Annotated in this window: 17 protein-coding genes; 7 read left to right on the plus strand and 10 right to left on the minus strand. The window is 34.7% G+C overall.

Annotated features, from left to right (window positions below):
* Window positions 1-2: 2 nt before the first annotated feature.
* Genes HNQ90_RS01760 through HNQ90_RS01780 form a run of 5 tightly spaced genes read left to right on the plus strand, consistent with a single transcriptional unit; the run spans window position 3 to window position 6,735 of the window.
* Window positions 3-1,133, plus strand: coding sequence for an efflux RND transporter periplasmic adaptor subunit (locus tag HNQ90_RS01760; RefSeq protein ID WP_144114936.1), 1,131 nt, complete (start codon window positions 3-5; stop codon window positions 1,131-1,133).
* Between the two features lie 23 nt (window positions 1,134-1,156).
* On the plus strand, window positions 1,157-4,294 hold the full coding sequence (locus HNQ90_RS01765; protein WP_144114937.1) for an efflux RND transporter permease subunit: 3,138 nt from the start codon (window positions 1,157-1,159) through the stop codon (window positions 4,292-4,294).
* A gap of 4 nt (window positions 4,295-4,298) precedes the next feature.
* The gene (locus HNQ90_RS01770) at window positions 4,299-5,717 is read left to right on the plus strand and encodes an efflux transporter outer membrane subunit (RefSeq protein WP_144114938.1); all 1,419 of its coding nucleotides are present in this window, start codon (window positions 4,299-4,301) and stop codon (window positions 5,715-5,717) included.
* A gap of 11 nt (window positions 5,718-5,728) precedes the next feature.
* The gene (locus tag HNQ90_RS01775) at window positions 5,729-6,322 is read left to right on the plus strand and encodes a TetR/AcrR family transcriptional regulator (RefSeq protein ID WP_144114939.1); all 594 of its coding nucleotides are present in this window, start codon (window positions 5,729-5,731) and stop codon (window positions 6,320-6,322) included.
* A gap of 17 nt (window positions 6,323-6,339) precedes the next feature.
* A complete protein-coding gene (locus HNQ90_RS01780) occupies window positions 6,340-6,735 on the plus strand; it encodes a hypothetical protein (protein WP_144114940.1) in 396 nt (131 codons plus the stop codon).
* A gap of 387 nt (window positions 6,736-7,122) precedes the next feature.
* Here HNQ90_RS01780 and HNQ90_RS01785 read toward each other — a convergent pair whose 3' ends face one another.
* Window positions 7,123-8,124: an NAD(P)H-dependent glycerol-3-phosphate dehydrogenase gene (locus HNQ90_RS01785; RefSeq protein WP_144114941.1), complete on the minus strand. Its 1,002-nt coding sequence runs from the start codon at window positions 8,122-8,124 to the stop codon at window positions 7,123-7,125.
* Window positions 8,125-8,335: 211 nt separating this feature from the next.
* On the opposite strand from HNQ90_RS01785, the gene HNQ90_RS01790 reads away from it, so the two are divergent.
* Entirely contained in the window at window positions 8,336-9,274 is a 939-nt protein-coding gene (locus HNQ90_RS01790; RefSeq protein ID WP_144114942.1) for a nicotinic acid mononucleotide adenyltransferase, read from the plus strand.
* Between the two features lie 127 nt (window positions 9,275-9,401).
* Here HNQ90_RS01790 and HNQ90_RS01795 read toward each other — a convergent pair whose 3' ends face one another.
* Both HNQ90_RS01795 and HNQ90_RS01800 read right to left on the minus strand, forming a co-directional pair.
* On the minus strand, window positions 9,402-9,635 hold the full coding sequence (locus tag HNQ90_RS01795) for a PID-CTERM protein-sorting domain-containing protein (protein ID WP_144114943.1): 234 nt from the start codon (window positions 9,633-9,635) through the stop codon (window positions 9,402-9,404).
* 20 nt (window positions 9,636-9,655) lie between these two features.
* On the minus strand, window positions 9,656-12,886 hold the full coding sequence (locus HNQ90_RS01800; protein WP_144114944.1) for a T9SS type A sorting domain-containing protein: 3,231 nt from the start codon (window positions 12,884-12,886) through the stop codon (window positions 9,656-9,658).
* A 334-nt stretch (window positions 12,887-13,220) separates the two neighbouring features.
* Between HNQ90_RS01800 and lysM the strand changes: the two genes are divergently transcribed.
* A complete protein-coding gene (gene lysM, locus HNQ90_RS01805; RefSeq protein WP_144114945.1) occupies window positions 13,221-13,718 on the plus strand; it encodes a peptidoglycan-binding protein LysM in 498 nt (165 codons plus the stop codon).
* Between the two features lie 280 nt (window positions 13,719-13,998).
* On the opposite strand, the gene HNQ90_RS01810 is transcribed toward lysM, so the two are convergent.
* From HNQ90_RS01810 to HNQ90_RS01840, 7 genes are all read right to left on the minus strand, one after another.
* Window positions 13,999-14,148 carry a hypothetical protein gene (locus HNQ90_RS01810; protein ID WP_172625797.1) on the minus strand — a complete coding sequence of 50 codons (150 nt, stop codon included), beginning with the start codon at window positions 14,146-14,148 and terminating at the stop codon, window positions 13,999-14,001.
* A 225-nt stretch (window positions 14,149-14,373) separates the two neighbouring features.
* A complete protein-coding gene (locus HNQ90_RS01815) occupies window positions 14,374-14,853 on the minus strand; it encodes an archaeosortase/exosortase family protein (protein WP_420837398.1) in 480 nt (159 codons plus the stop codon).
* A gap of 88 nt (window positions 14,854-14,941) precedes the next feature.
* A complete protein-coding gene (locus HNQ90_RS01820) occupies window positions 14,942-15,196 on the minus strand; it encodes a PID-CTERM protein-sorting domain-containing protein (RefSeq protein ID WP_144114947.1) in 255 nt (84 codons plus the stop codon).
* A 13-nt stretch (window positions 15,197-15,209) separates the two neighbouring features.
* Window positions 15,210-18,695 (minus strand): T9SS type A sorting domain-containing protein, encoded by a 3,486-nt coding sequence (locus HNQ90_RS01825; RefSeq protein ID WP_172625799.1) that lies wholly within the window; start codon window positions 18,693-18,695, stop codon window positions 15,210-15,212.
* 1,009 nt (window positions 18,696-19,704) lie between these two features.
* A complete protein-coding gene (gene nadD, locus HNQ90_RS01830; RefSeq protein WP_144114949.1) occupies window positions 19,705-20,283 on the minus strand; it encodes a nicotinate (nicotinamide) nucleotide adenylyltransferase in 579 nt (192 codons plus the stop codon).
* 9 nt (window positions 20,284-20,292) lie between these two features.
* Window positions 20,293-20,883 carry a guanylate kinase gene (gmk, locus tag HNQ90_RS01835; RefSeq protein ID WP_144114950.1) on the minus strand — a complete coding sequence of 197 codons (591 nt, stop codon included), beginning with the start codon at window positions 20,881-20,883 and terminating at the stop codon, window positions 20,293-20,295.
* A 58-nt stretch (window positions 20,884-20,941) separates the two neighbouring features.
* A complete protein-coding gene (locus HNQ90_RS01840) occupies window positions 20,942-21,799 on the minus strand; it encodes a YicC/YloC family endoribonuclease (RefSeq protein WP_144114951.1) in 858 nt (285 codons plus the stop codon).
* Window positions 21,800-21,843 lie beyond the last annotated feature (44 nt).

The raw sequence follows: 21,843 nt of genomic DNA on the forward strand, positions 1-21,843 counted from the left end.
AAATGAAAAAGAATAAACTATATACCATACTAACACTAAGTCTTTTCTTAGTTATTGTAAGTTGTGGCAATTCAGACCAAAAACAAGGAGCAGCGGCTCCTCCGCCTGCACCTTTTCCTGTGTCGCAATTAGAAACTAAAACCGTAACAGGTTATCAAGATTACCCAGCTACAATAGAAGGGATTGTAAACAGTGATGTAAGAGCAAAAACATCTGGTTATATCGAGAAAGTATTTGTAGACGAAGGTCAAAAAGTACGTAAAGGACAAGCTTTATTTAAGTTAGAAACTCAGTCTTTAAGTCAAGATGCAGGAGCTGCAAAAGCGCGTGTTAATGTGACACAAGTTGAGGTAGATAAGTTAATTCCTTTAGTAGAAAAAAACATTATTAGCCCCGTGCAATTGGAAACCGCTAAGGCAAATTTAGCCCAAGCAAAAGCTACCTTAAGTGGTGTTTCTGCTAATATTGGTTATGCCACTATTAAAAGTCCAATAGATGGTTATGTTGGCGCTATAAATTTTAGAGAAGGGGCTTTAATTAGTCCAAACGATGCAACGCCTTTAACTACGGTTAGCGAAATAGACCAAGTATATGCCTTTTTTAGTTTTAACGAAGCTCAATATATCGATCATTTGCAACGCTCGGAAGGGCAAAATAAAGCAGAACGTATTAAAAATTCGCCAGACTTAAGTTTAGTTCTTGCAAATGGAAAAATGTATTCTGAAAAAGGACGCATTCAAACTAGTACAGGCCAAATAAACCAAAGTACAGGAACCATTCAAATTAGAGCCGCTTTTAATAATCCTAACGAAATTTTAACCAATGGAAACAGCGGTAAAATTAGAATTCCTACCGAGTATAAAGATGCTGTAGTTGTACCACAATCTGCAACCTTCGAACAACAAGGAAATATTATGATTTACAAGTTAGTTGCAGACAATAAAGTAGCCACATCTATCTTAAAAGTAAAAGGAACAGTAGATAACTTATATGTTGTAGAATCTGGAGTAAAGGCTAACGATAAAATAGTAGTATCCGGAGTAGGTAAACTAAGAAACGGCATGGTAATCTCACCGCAAAACACCTCTTTTGAAGACGCTATTAAACCCGTTGCAACTTTATTTAGAAATTAAATAACCACCAAACATAATTTATCATGTTAAAAACATTTATTGAAAGACCAGTGCTTTCAACAGTAATCTCTATTATTATAGTTATGCTAGGTGTTATTAGTATAACTAGCTTACCAATAGAAGAATATCCAGATATTGCGCCGCCTACCATTAAGGTAACTGCAAATTATACAGGAGCAAACGCCGAGACTGTTTTAGAGAGTGTAATTATACCTATCGAAGAACAAATTAATGGTGTTGAAGGTATGACATACATAACTTCTACCGCGTCAAACACGGGTACAGCAGAAATTACAGTGTACTTCGATCAAGAAATTGATGCAGATATAGCAGCTGTAAACGTGCAAAACCGTGTATCTAGAGCAACACCTTTATTACCACAAGAGGTAATACAAACAGGTATAACTACACAAAAACAGGAAACCAGTGCACTGATGTTTATTTCTATGTATTCTGAAAGCGAAAATTACGACGCTACATTTATTCAGAATTACTTAAAAATTAACGTTATTCCAGCTATGCAACGTATTAGTGGTGTTGGTGATGTTAGTGTATTCTCGCAACAAGATTATGCCATGCGTATTTGGTTAAACCCAGAAAAATTAGCTTCTTATAATTTAATTCCTTCAGATATTTCGGCAGTTTTAGCAGAACAAAATTTAGAAGCTGCTGCGGGATCTTTAGGTCAGAATAACGGTGAATCTTTTTCGTATACTTTAACCTATAGCGGTCGTTTTAAAGATGAAGCACAATACAGCGATATTGTTATTAAAGCTTTAGGAAACGGAGAGTTTTTACGTTTAAAAGATGTCGCAACCATCGAGTTAGATGCACAATCTTATGCGTCTAACGCCATGAGTAAAGGGCATCCGGCAGTATTTATGGGGATCTTTCAAACCAAAGGTTCTAATGCACAAGAGATTATTGAAAACATAAAAGTAACTCTAGAGCAAGTAAAAGCAGATCTTCCAGAAGGATTAGATGTATTTGTACCTTACGATACGAGTTTGTTCTTAAACGCATCTATCGAAAAAGTAATTAGCACTTTATTAGAAGCCTTTTTATTGGTATTCCTAGTGGTGTTTATCTTTTTACAAGATTTCCGTTCTACCTTAATTCCAGCAATTGCAGTGCCTGTTTCTATTATTGGTACGTTCTTTTTCTTGAATATTTTTGGGTATTCTATAAACTTATTAACCCTATTTGCTTTAGTGCTCGCCATTGGTATTGTGGTAGATGATGCCATTGTAGTTGTAGAGGCGGTACATGCCAAACTAGATGAAGGTGAAAAAGACCCTAAAAAAGCCACACTTACAGCCATGAACGAAATTTCTGGAGCAATTATTTCTATTACTTTAGTAATGGCAGCGGTATTTATTCCAGTAACTTTTGTAACGGGTCCAACAGGAGTATTTTATGAGCAGTTTGGTGTAACGTTAATTATTGCCATTTTAATTTCGGCAGTAAACGCATTAACTTTGAGTCCTGCATTATGTGCTTTATTATTAAAAGGGCATAAGGATGATGAAGAGTTAAAAGGAAAAAGTCCGCTAAAACGTTTTTACACATTATTTAATCGTGGATTTAACGCTACGGTTGATAGATATGGTAAATCGCTTCAGTTTTTATACAGAAGAAAATTTGTTTCAGTTTTATTATTAATCATTGCTGTTGTAGGTATATATTGGGCTGCAACAACAACACCAACAGGATTTGTGCCTAATGAAGATAGAGGCATTATTTTCGCTAATATCGAATTACCTCCAGGAGCTTCATTAGATAGAACAGATGCAGTAGCAAGACAACTTTATGCTAAAGCCGAAGGCATAGAGGGTATTTCAGCAGTAAACTTTATTAAAGGTAGAAGTTTAATTAGTGGAGCTGGTAGTAACTTTGGTTTTGGTATTATTAAATTAGAAGATTGGTCAGACCGTACAAGTCCTGCACTTTCAGCACAAGCCATTACCGGAAAATTATTTGGTATAGCAGCTACCATTCCAGAGGCTAATATTATTTTCTTTTCGCCACCTAGTATTCGTGGTTTTGGTAACTCGTCTGGTTTCGAAATTAACTTATTGGACAAGTTTGGAGGCGAGTTTACAGATTTAGATCAAGCAAACAAAGATTTTTCAATGGCCTTAATGAGTCACCCAGAAATTAAGTATGCAACATCTTCATTTAATACGAGCTATCCGCAATACGAGATGGAAGTAAATGTGCCTTTAGCAAAAGAAAAAGGAGTGTCGGTTACTAGTATTTTCTCTACGTTGCAAGGCTATATTGGTGGAATTTATGCGTCCGATTTCTCTAGATTTGGAAAACAGTTTAGAGTATATATACAAGCCTTACCAGAAGATAGAGCAGACGAAAATGCTTTAAATAGTATGTATGTTCGAACAGATTCTGGCGAAATGACACCAATTACGCAGTTTGTAACCTTAAAGCGTGTGTATGGACCACAATCGGTAACACGTTTTAACTTATTTAATTCAACTACAATTACAGGGGCCACAAACGAAGGTTTTAGTACCGGTGATGCTATTAAAGTAATTGAAGAAGAGGTTGCAAAATTACCAAGTAATTATACTGTTGCCTATTCTGGTTTAACACGTGAGGAGGTAAATGCAGGAAACCAAACAACGTTCATTTTTATATTAAGTATCCTATTTGTGTATTTCTTATTAAGTGCGCAATACGAAAGTTATTTATTGCCATTTGCAGTAGTATTTTCATTACCATTTGGTGTATTTGGGGCTTATATAAGTACGAAGTTTTTAGGTTTAGAAAATAATATTTATTTCCAAATAGCCTTAATTATGCTTATTGGGTTATTGGCTAAAAACGCCATACTTATTGTGGAGTTTGCTTTAGCCAGACGAAAGAACGGTGAGAGTATTGTAGATGCCGCAATTCACGGAGCAAAATCGCGTTTACGTCCTATTTTAATGACCTCATTCGCTTTTATTTTAGGGTTAATGCCATTAGCGTTAGCAAAAGGTGTTGGGTCTGAAGGGAACAACTCTATTGGTTCTGGTGCTGCTGGTGGAATGCTTATAGGTACGCTTTTAGGAGTTTTTGTAATTCCTATCTTATTTATACTATTCCAGTGGTTACAAGAAAAAATTTCAGGGAAACCAGTAATACAAACTATTGAAGAATAACACGATGAAATCAAACATAAAACATATAAATTTTAGTAAAGGTGCTTTAGTATTGTTAGTTGCATTAACGTTACAAAGTTGTTTTGTGGCTAAAGATTATGAACGACCAAATTTAGAAACTGAAACAGAAGCGCTTTACCGCACAGATAATTTGCCAACAGATAGTTTATCTATTGCAAATGTATCATGGAAAACGTTGTTTACAGACCAATACCTTCAGCAATACATAGAAGAAGGTTTGCAAAATAATATGGATGTTCGGAGCGCTTTACAGCAAATTATTTCGGCCGAAGCTTATGCTAAACAAGGTAAAGCAGGGTACTTTCCAACCTTAAGTGTTGGGCCTAACTATACGCATCAAGAATACTCAGCTAATAGCCAATTTGGGTCTATATTTAGCGGTGGTTTAGATACTTACGATGTAACCGCCAATTTATCTTGGGAAGCCGATATTTGGGGTAAAATAAGAAGTAATAAACGGGCAACGCAAGCGGCTTATTTACAAAGCGTAGCAGGACATCAAGCTGTAAAAACACAGTTGGTTTCTAGCATTGCAAACACGTATTATAATTTGTTGGCCTTGGATGCGCAGTTAGAAATAACAAAGCAAACTATTGAAACTAGAGAAATTGGGGTTGAAACCATTAAAGCCTTAAAAGATGCGGGCCAAGTAACACAAGTGGCTGTAGATCAAAATATAGCGCAGTATAATAGCGCTAGAGCATTACAGGTAGATTTAGAGGTTGCCATTTTTAAAACTGAAAACACCTTAAGTATTTTATTGGGTAAAGCACCTCAAAATTTTGAAAGAAGCAGCTTAAATATTCAAAAAATAAATGAGGAAATTACCGTTGGTGTACCTTCTACTCTATTAAGTAATAGACCAGATGTTATGGCTGCAGAGTTTGCATTAATTCAGAATTTTGAGTTAACCAATGTTGCTAATAGCAGTTTTTACCCGAGTTTAACGCTAACAGCGTCTAGAGGTTTACAAAGTTTAGAGTTGGATAATTTATTTAATACCAATTCACTTTTTGCTACAGTTGTAGGTGGGTTAACGCAACCGCTTTTTAATCAGCGTAAGCTTAAAACTCAAAAAGAAGTGGCTTTAGCAAACCAGGAAAGTGCACTTTTAAACTTTAAGAAAACATTATTGGTTGCAGGTAGCGAAGTATCTAATGCTTTATATAGCTATAACGCCGAAACTAGAAAATTTCAATTTAGAAAAAATGAAGTTGAAGCTTTACGTACTGCAGAAGCAAACTCTGAAGAATTGCTTAAAAACGGTTATGCCAATTACTTAGATTTATTAACAGCAAGACAAAGTGCTTTAAGTGCAGAGCTTAATGTTATAGGTAGTAAATTACAACAGTTAGTATCTGTTGTAGATTTATATGAAGCACTTGGTGGCGGATGGAGATAAAATAAATAACTATGATTACTAAGGCAACTTTGCTAAAATGTTCTATTAAAAAGTTTACGCAATGCGGGAGCAAGCATGTAACTTTAGACGAGATAGCAAATACACTTGGCATATCAAAAAAGACAATTTATACTTTTTATAAAAACAAAGAAGCACTAGTTTCGGCGAGTATTGAAAGTTTATTAAACGAGTATAAAGTAGATATAAATGGGATTGTTAATAGCAATGGTAAAGATCCTGTTTTGTGTGTTATAATAATTTACCAGAGAGGGTTTGAGTATTTAAAATACTTTAAGCCCTCTTTTCTTTTTGGTCTAGAAAAGTATTACCCTAAAGCAAATGCTTTATTTGAAGATTTTGTTGAAGAGTTATCTAACACGATAGTTTATAAATTGCTTAAACAAGCACAAGAATCTGGAGATATTAAAGCGGAAGTTAACTTAAAACTAATAGTTAGTATTTATTTTTTACGTATTGATAAACTGGTTTTTAAGAAGAATAACTTATTCGATTTATACCCAAAAGAGGAACTTTTTAATCATTTGGTAGTTTATAATTTAAAAGGAATAATTACACCTAATTATTCTAATTCTTATTTTGAATAGTTTACTATTTTTGCAGCATGAAAAAAGATATTGAAATTCCTGTTGTAAAAGACGTTTATATTGCTGTTGTAAACGAGTATAACGATATTTATAAAACTCAAGACTGGAACGCTTATATAATTAACAATAAAGATGTTGATTTAGAAATGGTTATTATTGTTACCGATGGCTATTCTGAAACTAAAACAACATCGAAATTTAGAAAAAAAATTGATGTGCTTCCTAAAAAGAGTTATGCTAAAATAGAGCTTATACAAGAGGAGTTATTTGCTTTAAATAACCAGTTTAACGTGTCTTTTTTCGAGGGTAACCAAATGTTTGATAAAACCTATTTGTTTAGAAAAAACACTATTAATCTTAAGGCTTTACAACCTGTACCCTTAATGGATGTTAAAGGTGTTTTGGTGAAATAGCATATTCTTACGGAGGTAGGAATCCCATAAAAAGAACCCTTCCGTCTTTAATTACTTTTACTGGAGTTAAAGCAACCTTCCCTTAAAAAAGAGGAAGGAGTTGAGTTTACGTTTTGGTTTAAGATTTTTGTTAAAATACAATATAATTAACAGTTTTAATAAACGGAATGTAATGCTGCTCCTTTTGTAGGCTAGATTGGATTCTGTTTTAATGTGATATAATAAAAGACAAGGTGGTTTTTGCGTTAGGGATTGCAGCGGCATCCTTTTTTTTGCTGCCATAAATGGCAAAAAAAAGATATAGCGTAAAGCCCGACCCTTTTCGGGTAACGCCCAAATAATTGTTATAAATTAATAGTATTAGATTCTTGCTTTTGCAGGACTTGTTTAATCCAATTTATCGGTAAGTTTTTTAAATACTTTTTTAGGGTTTTTATTGTCGTATAAAATCTCGTAAACAGCGTTTATAATAGGGATTTGAGTTTTTTTAACGTTTTTTTCGTTAAGCGTATGGGCGCTTTTTGTAGCGTAATATCCTTCGGCAACCATGCTCATTTCCATTTGTGCAGATTTTACGGTGTAGCCTTTACCAATCATATTTCCAAACATACGGTTTCGCGAAAACACCGAATAGCCAGTTACTAGTAAATCGCCTAAGTAAGCCGAATTATTAATGTTACGTTTCATTTTATGGCGCTTTTTAATAAAGCGTTTCATTTCGCGTATGGCATTACTCATTAATACACTCTGGAAGTTGTCGCCATAGCCTAAACCGTGTGCTATTCCGGCTGCAATGGCATAAATATTTTTAAGCATTACGGCGTATTCAATACCAATTATATCGTCGCTGGTTTTTGTTTTAATGTAATCGCTAGATAGGTTGTTGGCAATAGCCTCGGCTTTTGCAGTATTAGAACATGAAATGGTTAGGTAGGATAAACGCTCTAAAGCTACTTCTTCGGCATGACAAGGTCCTGCAATTACCGCAATATTATCGTAAGGTATTTTATAGGTTTCATGAAAATGCTCGCCTACCAACAGTCCTGTTTCGGGCATTATGCCTTTTACTGCAGATACTATGGTTTTGTTAGAAATATCGACAGTTAGTTTTTCTAATTCGCTATGGATAAAGGCCGATGGGATAACAAAAATTAAAACATCTGCATATTCGGCAATTTCATTAATATCGTTGCTAAGTTTTAATTGCTCTAAATGAAACTCTACCGAACTTAAATAATTAGGATTATGTTGTTCTCTTAATAAATGCTCTTTAGTGTATACGCTGCGCATATACCAACCAATTTCATTTAAGTTTTCGCTAAGCATTTTTACAATTGCTGTTGCCCAACTTCCTGCTCCAAAAACCGCATATTTTAAAGGTTTATCCATAGGTCTTATATCATTTTCTAAATCAAAAATACATAAATATTTTTCATTTTAAAGGGCTGTTGTAAAAGAATCTGGAAATGAGGGTAAAGCTGTGTGATTAAGGCGTTTTTATAATGTTTTAAAGCTTTTGATAGTGGTATGAAAAGTGGGGTTTAAAATGTTTGGCACGCGTTTTGAAACTACTTAAACAGAACCCCTAAAATGTTATATTATGAAAACGATAAAATTACTTTCTAGTTTTGCTTTAATAGCAACTCTTTTTACATCTTGTTATACAGAGGTTATAGTCGATGATTTTAATGAGGTGCCACCACTTACAGCAAATCAGTTATTAAACTCTTACGAGTTGTGGTATGTAGATATTAATAGCACTGTTGGTTATGGCGAATCGCCGTTTTTACAAAAAGCGTTTACAGTATCGTTTATTAATGGCGTGTTATACGCTAATAATAATATTGCCGGTTTAGGTAGCAATGGTAATGGATATGGAATTGATGTTGCTAATTATGATGCTTATAACATGATTTTAGATGTGCAACATGATATTGATGGTTTTTCAACTTTTGATGTTTATGAAGTAGATTATAATACTATTGAGTTGTACAATCCAAACAACGATACCTCGTATTTTTTAGATGGTTATCAACGTAATAATTTTGATTATGATTTTGTGTTTTATGATAACATCCATTATTTTTTACAAGAATATGATGCTTGGGAAAAAACATATACAAGTGAATATGGCGCTATAAACGAGTTTGATAATGAAAATTATTTACAGTTTTTAGCTGGCGGAAATGATTCTGAATTTAGAAGCTCGCAAGACACAAACATTAATAACACAAATAACTTGTACTGGGATTACACAGGTGTTTACGGTGTAGGAGATGTAAGTGGTAATGAAACTTTAAAAACTTTAACATTAGATTATGATTACTTAGGCAATGAATATTTTGAGCTGAGCGTTATAAATGACAGCAAGATAGAGTTGTTTCATCCTGCTTCTGAAACGGTTTATGAATTTGAAGGAAGAGGATATATTCAGTATTTAAAATCTGATAGTAAAAAACAAAACAAAGTTAAAGTAGATAAAATGCGTAAGCATAGAAAAGATAAAGTAGCAAACCCTAGAGAAAATACAAGGGTTTAAAAAAAGATAGAATTAGCATTCTTATAGAGTGCCTTAATTAAAAATTTTGGTTGGTTATTTAGTTTAGAAACCGCTTAAAGCACTCTGCTTTAAGCGGTTTCTTTTTTTTTTTTTGAATAAGCTTGCACTATTTTTTAGAGTTGTCTCTTAATTTTTTAATACCAAATGCCGCAGCCCCAATAATTAAAGCAGCAATGCCACCATCTAGAGGTACGCCTTGGTTATTATCGATAACATTATCTGAATCATCTCCAGATCCAAAAGCTGGAGGACCTTGTGGTCCTTGAGCCATTAGGCTAGTTGTAGATATAAAGGCAAAAACTAAAAGCACTGCTTTAATGGTTTTTAGTAAATTTTTCATGATGTTCGTTATTTAATAAATTAGTTAATAATTAATTTTTTGGTAGTTGTTAATCCTTTTGAGGTGAGATTTACAAAATATACCCCGCTGTTTTTAATAAAGTTAGCATTAACAGGTATTCTGTTTCCTGTTGCTAGACCATTTGTTTCAAATACTTTAGCACCTAAAGCATTAAATATGGTTAGTTCTAAATCATTTATTCCATTAGGGATATTTAAAAAGAAGTTACCCGTAGTTGTAGGGTTAGGGTATAATAGAACCTTACTTAATTCTGTATTTGCAACGGCTAATGTTTTTTGGAAAATAATTTTAAATCTATCTCCAGCAAATGAGGCTGGAATGCCAGCATCTATACTATAGGCATAAGGCGTTTCTCCGTTTTGAAGGAGTTCTGTAGTTTGGTTTAAATAGGTATCTACTAAAAACGGTGTGTCGCCTTGTAAAGCCGTTGCTTTAGCTACTAATACATAATCTGTATGACGATAGGTATTAATTTCTAATTGAATTTCGTCTGATGTAGAAGGTGTTGCTCTGCTATCCACACTTAAAAAATTACCATCAATATTTGTGGCTAAATTTTCATCTAAGTTTGTAAATTTAGTAGCATCACTAAAATCTACATCATTATTTCCGTTATCATCAAATAAAATTAGAACACCATCTGCAACCGTTCCGTTTTCAGTTGTAAATGCGCTGCTTTCGTATAAATTTAAGCCCAATTGCCCGGTGCTTGCTGTTTTAGCAGAACTTTTAAAGACGTTTGTTTCTTGGGTTGAAGTATGTTTAAACGATGGTCTGAACACTATATAATTACCGCGAGGATGATAAATTCTAGATTGTACAAAACAACCTTGGCCTACTTGTAAATATTGATTGGCTTCGGAAGCTCCTTGCGAACTATTATTTCCAGTTGCTAAAATAACGGTAACATAGCCACCTCTAGTGTTTATAGTTGGATCCCAAACCCAATAAAAGTTGGAATTTACGTTCAGGTCTAATTCATATGCAATTACACTATTCATGTTTACTTGTGCTTGATACGGATTTCCAACAAAACTAAAGCCGCCATTCAATTCGTTTAAATAGGTGTGGTAATAACCAGTGTTCTCAGCAGTGAGTTCTCCTTTTGAAACTAAAGTTGTTGGTGATGGTGTGGCATCGTTATCAAATAAATCTGTAGTTCTGTCTCCTCTTACAAATAAACGGTAGGGTGTACCTGCTGTTAAAATAGTATTATCGGTATTAGGAATAGGGTCCCATGAAGGGTACAAGTTATTAAAAGTATACATGGATGGATTGCCACTGTTGGTGGCATCGAAACCATTAGCGCCAGAGCTAGATCCAGTTATATGCGTAGCTTGTTGCCAGTTATCTGCAATAGGGGCAGACGTGGTTACAGGTGTGCTTAAAAAACGGAAGGCTCTTTTTGCGGGAATGTAACGCTCTATGGTATATTCTCCTATAAATTTAGCAGCATTGTGTTGACTTGCAATAATAGCCGTACCAGTAGCGTCCGATTTAAAGGTTACCGTTCCGTCATTGGTCATTACTGTTTTAGTGTTGAGTATCACATTTGGATTAAAGGTTAAGGAAGCATCTGTTTCAACGGTTAAAGAAGCATCTTCTTCTAGTAATAAATCTTGCCCAACTACTAAAACAGGATAATTAGGCATCCCAGAAGGAATAAGAATATCGCTATTAGTTGCTAATCCTGGAGCGTTATTGCATTGCCAGTTACTGGCATTGGTCCAATCGGTATTTATATTCCCTGTCCAGATATGGTTATTTAAGGTAACATTTACAGTAAATGTACATTCTATGCTTTCCGCATCGTTGGTAGCTGTTGCTGTAACGGTGGTTTCACCAATAGGGAACATGCTGCCAGAAGCTGGTAGGTATGTAATAGTTGGTACTGGAGTACCTGTAGCTGTGGCTTCAAAATTAACAATAGCACCACATTGTCCTACAGTAGTATTAACACTAATAGCATCAGGACACGTTATAGTTAAAGGAGTTTCCGGCTTAAAAAAGTAGGCAGATCCTGAATCATATCCTGCATCATCGTTAAAAGGAGCCCCCGCAATGGCGTAGTCTCCTGAAATGGTCACGGAATTCCCGAAATAGTCCTGATTAGCCCCGTCTGTGGGGGTAAGTTTATCCTCTTGGTTCCATGTGGTGCCTGTGCGCCCAAATACATAGGCAGCCCCTGAAAAAGGTGCCTTAACATCGGCATAAACAGCCCCCACAATAGCGGTGTTTCCAGAAATGGCCACGGACCACCCGAAATAGTCGCCAGCAGCCCTATCTGCAGCAGTAAGTTTAGCCTCTTGGTTCCATGTGGTGCCAGTGCGCGCAAATACATAGGCAGCCCCTCTATTACCTCCCGTATCATCGTCTCGATAAGCCCCCACAATAGCGGTGTTTCCAGAAATGGCCACGGACCACCCGAAATGGTCATAAGTAGACCCTTCTGCAGCGATAAGCTTATCCTCTTGGTTCCAAGTGGTGCCTGAACGCACAAACACATAGGCAGCCCCTGAATCATATCCTGCATCATCGTTTAAATAAGCCCCCACAATAGCGGTGTTTCCAGAAATAGCAACAGAAACCCCGAATAGGTCATAATCAGCACCATCTGTAGCGGTAAGTTTAGCTTCTTGGGTCCATGTGTTGCCTGAACGCACAAACACATAGGCAGATCCTGAAGCACTTCCTGAATTATCGTCTTTATGAGCCCCCACAATAGCGGTATTTCCTGAAATGGCAACAGATCTCCCGAAGAAATCGCCAGCAGCCCCGTCTGCAGCAGTAAGTTTAGCCTCTTGGGTCCATGTGTTGCCAGTGCGCACAAACACATAGGCAGACCCTGAAGTATTTCCTGCATCATCGTCTAGATCAGCCCCCACAATAGCGGTGTTTCCAGAAATGGCCACGGACCACCCGAAATAGTCGTCAGCAGCCCCGTCTGCGGCAGTAAGTTTAGCCTCTTGGGCCCATGTGTTGCCTGTAAGCACAAACACATAGGCAGCCCCTGAATTAGAGCCAGCATCATCGTCTCCATAAGCCCCCACAATAGCGGTGTTTCCAGAAATGGCCACGGAATACCCGAATTCGTCGCCAGCAGTCCCATCTGCTGCGGTTGCTTTAATAATTTCATCCCAGTTTTGAGATTTAGACAGTTGCGGGCATAAAAAAGTTATGCTACATACAAATACCAGCAGGTAGCGTTTAATGTGTAAAATGTTTTTCATGTTGGTTAGATTAATTAATAGCAATTGTTAAATCATTTACTTATTGTTAAAAACAAGTGAATACGCTATTAAATAAATTAACCAGGGAGAGAGATTCTTAATGAGAGGTCTAATATTCAGATTTAATTTAGCGGTGCAAAAGAAATCCGATAATCGGTAATTAAATCATTATGAATGGATTATCTGAATTGAAAATTTTGGTTGGTTATTTAGTTTAGAAACCGCTTAAAGCACTCAGCTTTAAGCGGTTTCTTTTTATTTTTATTTGTATATAATGTGACTTATTACTAGTTATTGCGTCTTAATAATGTTAACCTTAAAAATAAAGTAGACAATGGGATTATTTTCATTTATTAAAAACGCAGGAGCCAAAGTATTTGGAATTGGAAAAACAGAAGAAGAAGAGGCAAAAGAAGTCGCTATGGAAGCTGCAGTAAAAGAATTAAAACGAGAAGAAGCTGCCGCAAGAAAGCTAGAAGAAACTATAACAGATTTACAATTACAAGTTGAAGGTTTAAAAGTTTTTATTGATGATGATACAGCAACAATTTCTGGATTAGCTTACAATCAAGCAACAAGAGAAAAAGTTGTATTAGTAGTTGGAAACTCTAACGGTATTGCTACTGTAGACGACCAAATGACTGTTGAACATGAAGAACCTATAGCAAAATTTCATACGGTAGCTAGTGGAGATACCTTAGGAAAAATTGCAAAAACATATTATGGTAACGCTATGAAATACCCAGTTATTTTTGAAGCGAATAAACCAATGCTTACAGACCCAGACAAAATATATCCGGGACAAGTATTACGAATCCCAACTTTAGATTAGAACATGAGCACTTAATTAATAGCTAATTACATTATTATGTTCGAAGGCCAACTTGCAAAAGTTGGTCTTTATTTTTTATATAAAGTTGTATGTAGTAAAATTTTGATTGCCTTAGCTTTTAGTCATAATTTTAAACGTTTTTTAATTCACATAGGTATTAAAAAACTCTGTGGAATCATGAATTTCTTTTTCTAAAACATAAGAATAGCCATTTTTGGATTCCGAATTATAAGAGATATGCAAGCTGTAAAGTCTTTTTAGAACTTTAAATTTAGCTGGCTTAAATTTCGTATTCGTTGTTTAATGAATAGGTGTTACTATCCTTTTTTAATAGGCCTACACCGATTTTATGAAACCAATCGCCTATTTCTGTTTCCTCAAATCCTAGGGCATTTTCAATACCAAACTCATTGTATAACCCTTTTTCCATAAAGATATTCATCTTTATGCGTTACACTTTCAATAGTTGATACCAAGATGGATTTAAATTTTACTTCTGTAATTTTTCCAGTCCAGTCGAATCTTGAAAAATTATAATTTTCATTTGGAAGATCTATTTTAACTTAAAGGTGTTTTTTTTAAGTATATGTGGTAATAATACTTCGTTTTTTAGATTAATCTATTTTGAGAAATTTAGTCTATTGATTTAAACTTTTTAGACAAGATTAGTTTGTTTATTCAATGTTTTAAAATTAAATTGAATGTTTCGAATGTAAAACATCCAAATAATAACGATAACAGAATAAATAGCCCATTTAAGTAAGTAACGGTGTGCAAGATCAAAATAGGTCTGATGATGTAAATTAATGTAAGCCAAACCTGCACATCTAAAAATATTAAGTATATGTATTATTAAAATTCCAGAAATTAAATATAAAATTTTACGCCAAAATTTAGAAGGAAAACAAAAAATCAATCCCATATATAGCATAAGTACAAACAGACCGTTACATCCGTCGGCTATATAAACTACCTTAATATCATTAAAATATATTTGAGGTAATTCAGTGTAATATTTTTTTGCGTATTCTCTTTTTACGCTAAAATTTGAAGAGTTTGTAAAAGTATTTAAAACTTTTGTAGAATAGGTTCCAATATTTTCGGATAAGTGGTAATTAACGGCTCTTAAATCCAATGAAAAAAGAAATTTACATAAAACATAAAACAGTAAGGCTTTAATAAAGATAAGCCTTACTGTAAATGGAAATAGTTTATATAATTTCTTAAAGTGCACTATTTTTATTATCCCTTAGTTTTTTAATACCAAATGCAGCGGCTCCTAAAAGAAGTATCGCTAGTCCGCCATCTAATGGAACATCGCCATTATCAACAGTGTCTGTAGGTGGTCCTCCAGGTCCTGATCCAGGTCCTCCACCAGGTCCAAATTGCGCATTTAAGTTGTTGGAAAAGCATACTAATGCAAAAACAATAATTATTCTACTAACCGTCTTTGAAAATGTGTTTCTTGTGTTTTTCATTACATTCATTTTTTTAATTAATATTTAACTTTTTGGTTGTTGTTCTGCCTTTAGAGCTCATTTTTACAAAGTAGATGCCTTGGCTAAGGAAAGACCTTGTGTTTATGGAGATTTTGTTTCCTGATTTTAATCCCGATTTAGAATATAATTTAGCTCCTTGTACATTATAAATAGTTACTTCTAAGTCGTTAATATCAGCAGGGATATTTAAGTAAAACTTACCTGTTTTAGAAGGGTTCGGGTACATTATAATCTGTTCAGCAACATTAGTTTCGGTAGACAAAAGTGCCGATGAAAAAATGATTTTAAATCGATCTCCAGCTACCGAATTAGGATTGTCAAAATCAACAGTATAGTCATAGTTCACCGTTCCCGTTTCTGGTATTTTAGTTGATACATTAGTATAGTTGTCAACTAAATGGGCAGTCGTGCCTTTTATTTCACTTGCTTCTAAAACTATAGTGTAATTTGTGGTTCTGTATGTATTAATTTCTAATTGAATTTCTTCAGCATCCATTGGGGCAGCTCTGTTTTCGATACTTAACAATACACCATCATTATTAGTGGCAATATTTTCATCTAGGTTCGTTAATTTAGGAGCATCATTAGCATCTATGGCATTAGTTCCTTGATCGTTAAACAGAATTAACATACCATCAGTTTTCGATTTGTTGGCTGCTAAGGCGCTAGTTTCATATAAAGATAATCGTAATTGACTTATTTTAGATGCTTTTTTATTTGAAGTTTTGAATACTAAAGTTTCTGATTCTGATGTTGCCTTACTTGCTTGCGTGAAACTTAATGATGATTGGCCTGCTCCATCAGTATTTACCCATCCAGATTGACCAGCTTGTAAAAATTGGTTAGCATCTGACTCATTTGTGGAAGCGACACCGGTAGAAGCATTAATGGCAGTATATGCACCTCTATAACCTAAGGTTGGATCCCAAATCCAATAGTATATTGTACTAATATTGGTAGCACCCGTTGTTAATACCGTATTCATATTAATTGGGGCTTGAAAAGGATTGGCAAAGGCAACAAATTGTGATGCGTTAAGATTAATGCTAAAAACACTTGTTCCATCGTTTTCCGCAGTCAACTCGCCTGTTGCTCTTAAAGTAGTTTCTGAGGATGGTGCATTATTATTTGTTAAATCGGTAGTTCTATCTCCTCTAACCAAGGTATGATACACCGTACCAGTATTTATATTAGTAGCATTTGTATTAGCCATTTGGATATAATTATTAGCTACATTATCAAAAATGTACATGGATGGATTTCCTGTATTGGTATAATCAAAACCTAATTGATTATTAACATCAGTAGATCCTGTAATGTGAGTGTCCATTTGCCAGTTGCTTGAAATAGGTGTGCTCGTATTAACAGGAGAAGCTAATTGTCGGTATGCTCTTTTTGAAGGGATATAGCGTTCTATTGTAAAATCGCCATTATAAGTACCAGTGCCTGAACCTATATAAGCAGATCCTGTGGCATCAGATTCAAATGTAATGGTACCGCCAGCATTGTCTAGAACGCCATCGTTAGTAACCACTGCGTTTGGATTTACTGTTAATGAAGTTCCAGCTTGAACAGTAACTTTTGAACATTCATCAATATAGAGATTTTGTCCATTCATTAATATAGGATAGTTAGCTGATCCGTCATTGATAATTACATAAATACTATTAAGCGACAGTCCTGGTGCAAAGCCAAACAAATAGTTTGCTGCTTCAGTCCAATCCGAGTTAACAGCTCCTATCCAATAAAAATAATTTATTATGCCTGAAGTACATGGACTACCTTGTGTTACTGTGATTGTGAAATCATGGGTTGGAATTGAAGGATAATAATGGTGGTTAGTGTCTTCAACTAATAAACTAATATTAAAAGGGCCTAAATCGCTATTTCCTGGAGTACCAGTTAATACAGCTGTACCAGTAGCAGGATCAGTTGTAAGTGTGAGCCATGTAGGCAGTGGTGTTGATGGTACTAAATCAACGGTATCTCCAAACGCAATGTCTGGGTCATTTGCCACTATGTTATAGGTATAGGTTTGATTAACTCCTACTTCCGTAACAGGTGTTGACGATACCGATGGCACTGTATTTATTAAATGTGACACTTCATGGGTTGCCTCATCTCCATAACTATCTCTAGCCGTGAATATGGCATGTTTGTGTCCCCAATCTGATGCTTGTGTTGGCCAGCTAAAAGTTCCACTTGTTGGATTGTCAGCAACTGTTGGAAATGGGTTTAAAGATGCTCCTGCATATAATGGGATAGGATTTCCTATCATATTTTTTCCTGTAACATCAACTATTTGAACCACATCATTAGGATCTGGATCGCTAGCTTGTACGGTATAGGTAATAAGTGTACCAGGTGATACTACATAATCATGCGTGGCTTCTGCAGGTGTAGGTGGTACATCAAATACAGGGTTTAAACTTACATTTATTGAAATTGATGTACTAGTTTGGGCTCCAATTTCGTCTGTGGCGATAAAATTAATAACATTTGTGCCTAAGTTATTTGCAGCTGGCGTCCATGAGAATGAAGTGCTAACGGTGCCATTTCCTGAAACAGGTAGTGCAGGGTTTACGGTGGCTCCCGGAGGTAACCCAAGTGCCTGTAAGGTTACAACAGCGCCTGGATCTGTATCCGTTGCCCTAACTATAAATTGTGCTGGATCTCCAGGTGATAATTGATATACAATACCGTTTGGAGGTGTTTCGTTCGTGCCGTAAACAAAAACTGGAGGAGACGATTGTCCGGTAATTTTAATAATAAAATCATTCATTACCAACGCCCCATTAGAATCTTCAACCACTATTGCTGCATTATAGAGTTGACCGACTGATGTTCCAGTTGTATTAAATGTAATTAAACCTGTAGGACTAACTGCAAACCCAGGGGGTTGACTTCCTAAAAACTCAGAGTAAGTTGCGAGTCTAAATGTCAATGCATCTCCATCCGGGTCTGATGCAGGTATTTGAAATATCGCATTTGCTAAGCCAGTTTGCATATTAATAATAGGGGCCATCGTGGTTACTGGTGAGTTGTTGCCACTCCCAATATTTACAATAGTCTCAGTCCTCCAAGACGCACTTGAGTTATTCACCATGCCATAAATCTTACAACAACTTGAGGTATATGCCGTAAAATCTCCAGTATTAGCATAGGTGTACGTAATGGTGGCTTCACCAAAATACCAATCCTCACTCGCATTGTTGGCAGTGGCTACTACTTCGAAATATTGCGAATTTCCATCACCAAAATAGAGGTAGTCACCAGTGTAAGTGGATCCAATAGGAACTTTGCCTTCTCTCCAGGCTTGAGTAATTCTAAATTCGATGGTTCTGCCAGTTGGGTCACTGTCTACAACTTGCCAGCTAATTGTGGCATGTCGAAAATGACTAGCTTCTGCATATTGAGAAAACAACATTCCAGAAAAGGTTAGTAATACAATGAATAACGACTTAAAATTGTGTGTCATTATTTTTTTGCACAGTACATGCAAGGATACTAAGAAAGGTTTAAAGGATTTCATGTTTTTTTGGTATTGGTTAGATTATAATTAATTGTTATTAACAAGCGTGTTTTTAGGCACGAGAAAGTCCTATTAAAATTCCTTAGGGTTGAATTTTAATTAAAATTTAAACTAAAAAGTTTAACTGTTATGTTTAAAATAGTCTTAAAAAAATTGAAAAGCGAGAGGTAATTTTTTGGTCATATAAATTTTTGTTGATTAATAGCTAATATTAACCAAAACATTTTCGAAATAAGTACAACCCCGTTTTTAATAAAACTAAGGTCTAGATAGGATGGGGCTGCCAAAAAATTAGTGCTATAGAGAGAGAGGTTGTCATTAAATGTTTTATTTGTTTATAAAACAATCATTAAAACCTTAAACTAAGATGCATAATTTTACCGTTTCATTTTATTTTTTTCGATAAATAACATTAAAATCACTATCAATGGCGGTTTGGTTGAAATTAAATAAGTGATTTAGTAGTAGATTACTAGGGGCTTGTAATTAAGAATTTGTCTCGTCCAATTATTTAGAATACTATTTTTTTAGTCTAGTTGAATATTGAAACATTGTAGTTAAAATCTGGATTGTCATTATGAATTTCTAGATTTTTTATTTAACGCTATGTGGCTAAATTAAAAGTTGTTAAACAAATGAATAATAAAGTATAAGATAATAGTTTGCCATGAAATTTTCATGTGGGTGCTATTGGTGAATAGCATTATTAATCATAACATTATGGAGGTAAAAAAGATAACTTAATTACTTAAAAATAAATAAACGGCAATATTATTGGGTAGTCTAGCGAACTACGAGATAAATACATTGTTAGCGAATAATAACCAACATGGTGAAGTTTGAATTAATTTTTAAAACGTTATGGTTGTAATTTGCTACCTCTGTTTCGGTTGAATTTTGGTGTAGTTGTTTGTTTAAGTAAGTTTTTATATTGAAAAAGTAGGTTTTAAGAATTTTACCTATAAAAATTCATCTCATCCAAATACTCCCAAACATTTTTAGGTAACATGGGTTTGATATTTTTACCGTCTTTTATAGCTTTACGAATAAATGTTGAAGAGAGTTGCATAATAGGCGCATCGACATGATGTATTTTTTTATGCGCATTAAATTGGATATCTACCGTACTATTAGAAATTCGAGGGTAAACATAAATGTGATGATTTTCTAGAATAACTTCATAGTTTTTCCACTTATGAAAACTATTTAGGTTGTCTTCGCCCATAATTAAAGAAAAATCATAATCTGGATATTTTTCTTGTAAATGAACAAGCGTGTTTACTGTATAATTGGGTTGTGGTAAGTTAAACTCAATATCGCTGGCTTTTAACTTATCGTAATCCTTAGTGGCTTCATAAACCATTTCTAGACGTTGGTAATTATCAAGTAAACTACTTTTCTTTTTAAACGGATTATGGGGTGTAATTACAAACCAAACCTGGTCTAAATCGCTATATTCTGCCATGTGGTTTGCAATAACCAAATGCCCTATATGAATAGGGTTAAACGAGCCAAAATATAAACCGATTTTCATTTTGTTGTACTAGGAGTTTAAGAAGTCTGCTACTTGTTTTTCAGCTTCAAGTAGTGCTTTTTCTAAATCGTCATTAATAATTATAGTATCAAATAACGGAGCGGTGGCTAATTCGGCCGATGCTTTTGCAACACGCATATTTATTTTATCGGCACTTTCGGTTTTACGCTTTTTTAAACGTATTTTCAGTTCGTCTATGCTTGGTGGTTTAACAAAAATAGCAAGGGTTTGTTCAGGGAATTTTCTTTTTATTCGTAATCCTCCAGAAACATCAATATCAAAAATAACATTTTTACCAAGTGCCCAAATACGTTCAACTTCAGTTTTTAAAGTGCCATAAAAGTTATCGCGATACACTTCTTCCCATTCTAAAAAGTTATCGTCTTTAATATTGTTCTTAAATTCTTTGGCCGATAGAAAATAATAATCCTTTCCATGCTCCTCCGTACCTCGTTTTTCTCTAGAGGTTGCCGATATTGAAAACTCTAAATTTAGGTTTTCTTTGCCTAATAAATGCCTAACAATGGTTGTTTTACCAGAGCCCGAAGGCGCCGAAAATACAATGAGCTTGCCTTGTTTTTTTGTTTCTTTTTCTGCCACTTGTACGCTAATATTTTACAAATTACTGCCGACTAAAGACTGACTGCTGCCAGCTTTTTTAAAGTACGTTCAATAACTGTTCCTTAATTTTTTCTAATTCGTCTTTCATTTGCACCACCAGTTGTTGCATTGGTGCATAATTACTTTTAGAGCCAATAGTATTTATTTCTCTACCCATTTCTTGACTAATAAAACCTAATTTTTTCCCGTTAGAATCTTTAGTGTTGATAGACTCCGTAAAGTAATTTAAATGGTTTTTTAAGCGTACTTTTTCTTCTGTAATATCAAATTTTTCGATGTAATATACCAGTTCTTGCTCAAACCTGTTTTCGTCGTATTTTTCTTTTAATTCTTGAACACCTTTTAATAAACGCTCACGAACACCTTCAACACGTTCTGGGTCCATAGCTATTATTTGCTCAAGTATATTTCCTATTGAAACCACACGATTGTTAAAATCTTGCTCTAATACTTTACCTTCATTTAGCCTGTGTTGGTTTAAGGCGTCTATAGCATTATGAATTTCAACTTCAATAGTTTTCCATTCATTCTCATCTATTTCTTCGCGCACAGTATTAAGAGCGTCAGGAAAACGAACAGCCATTTTTAGCAATTCCAAGTCGTTTCCATTTGCAACCTGCTTTAATTGCTCCATATATTGCTTAACAACAGGCGTGTTTATTTGGGTTGATGTGTCTTCGGCAGTTGCTTCAACATAAATTGAAAAATCAACCTTTCCACGTTCAAGTTTATCGGCAAGAATTTTTCTAATAGATAATTCTTTTTCCCTGTATATAGATGGCATTCTAGCATTTAAATCTAAATTTTTACTATTTAAAGATTTAAGTTCTATAGTTATCTTTTTTGTTTGCAATTGCAAAACAGATTTACCATAACCTGTCATTGAATATATCATAAATGCTCGTATTTAAGTTGTGCAAAGGTAATTAAAACTAAAAG

Origin of the sequence: Algibacter amylolyticus (assembly GCF_014202225.1) — a bacterium.
Lineage (GTDB): Bacteria > Bacteroidota > Bacteroidia > Flavobacteriales > Flavobacteriaceae > Algibacter_B > Algibacter_B amylolyticus.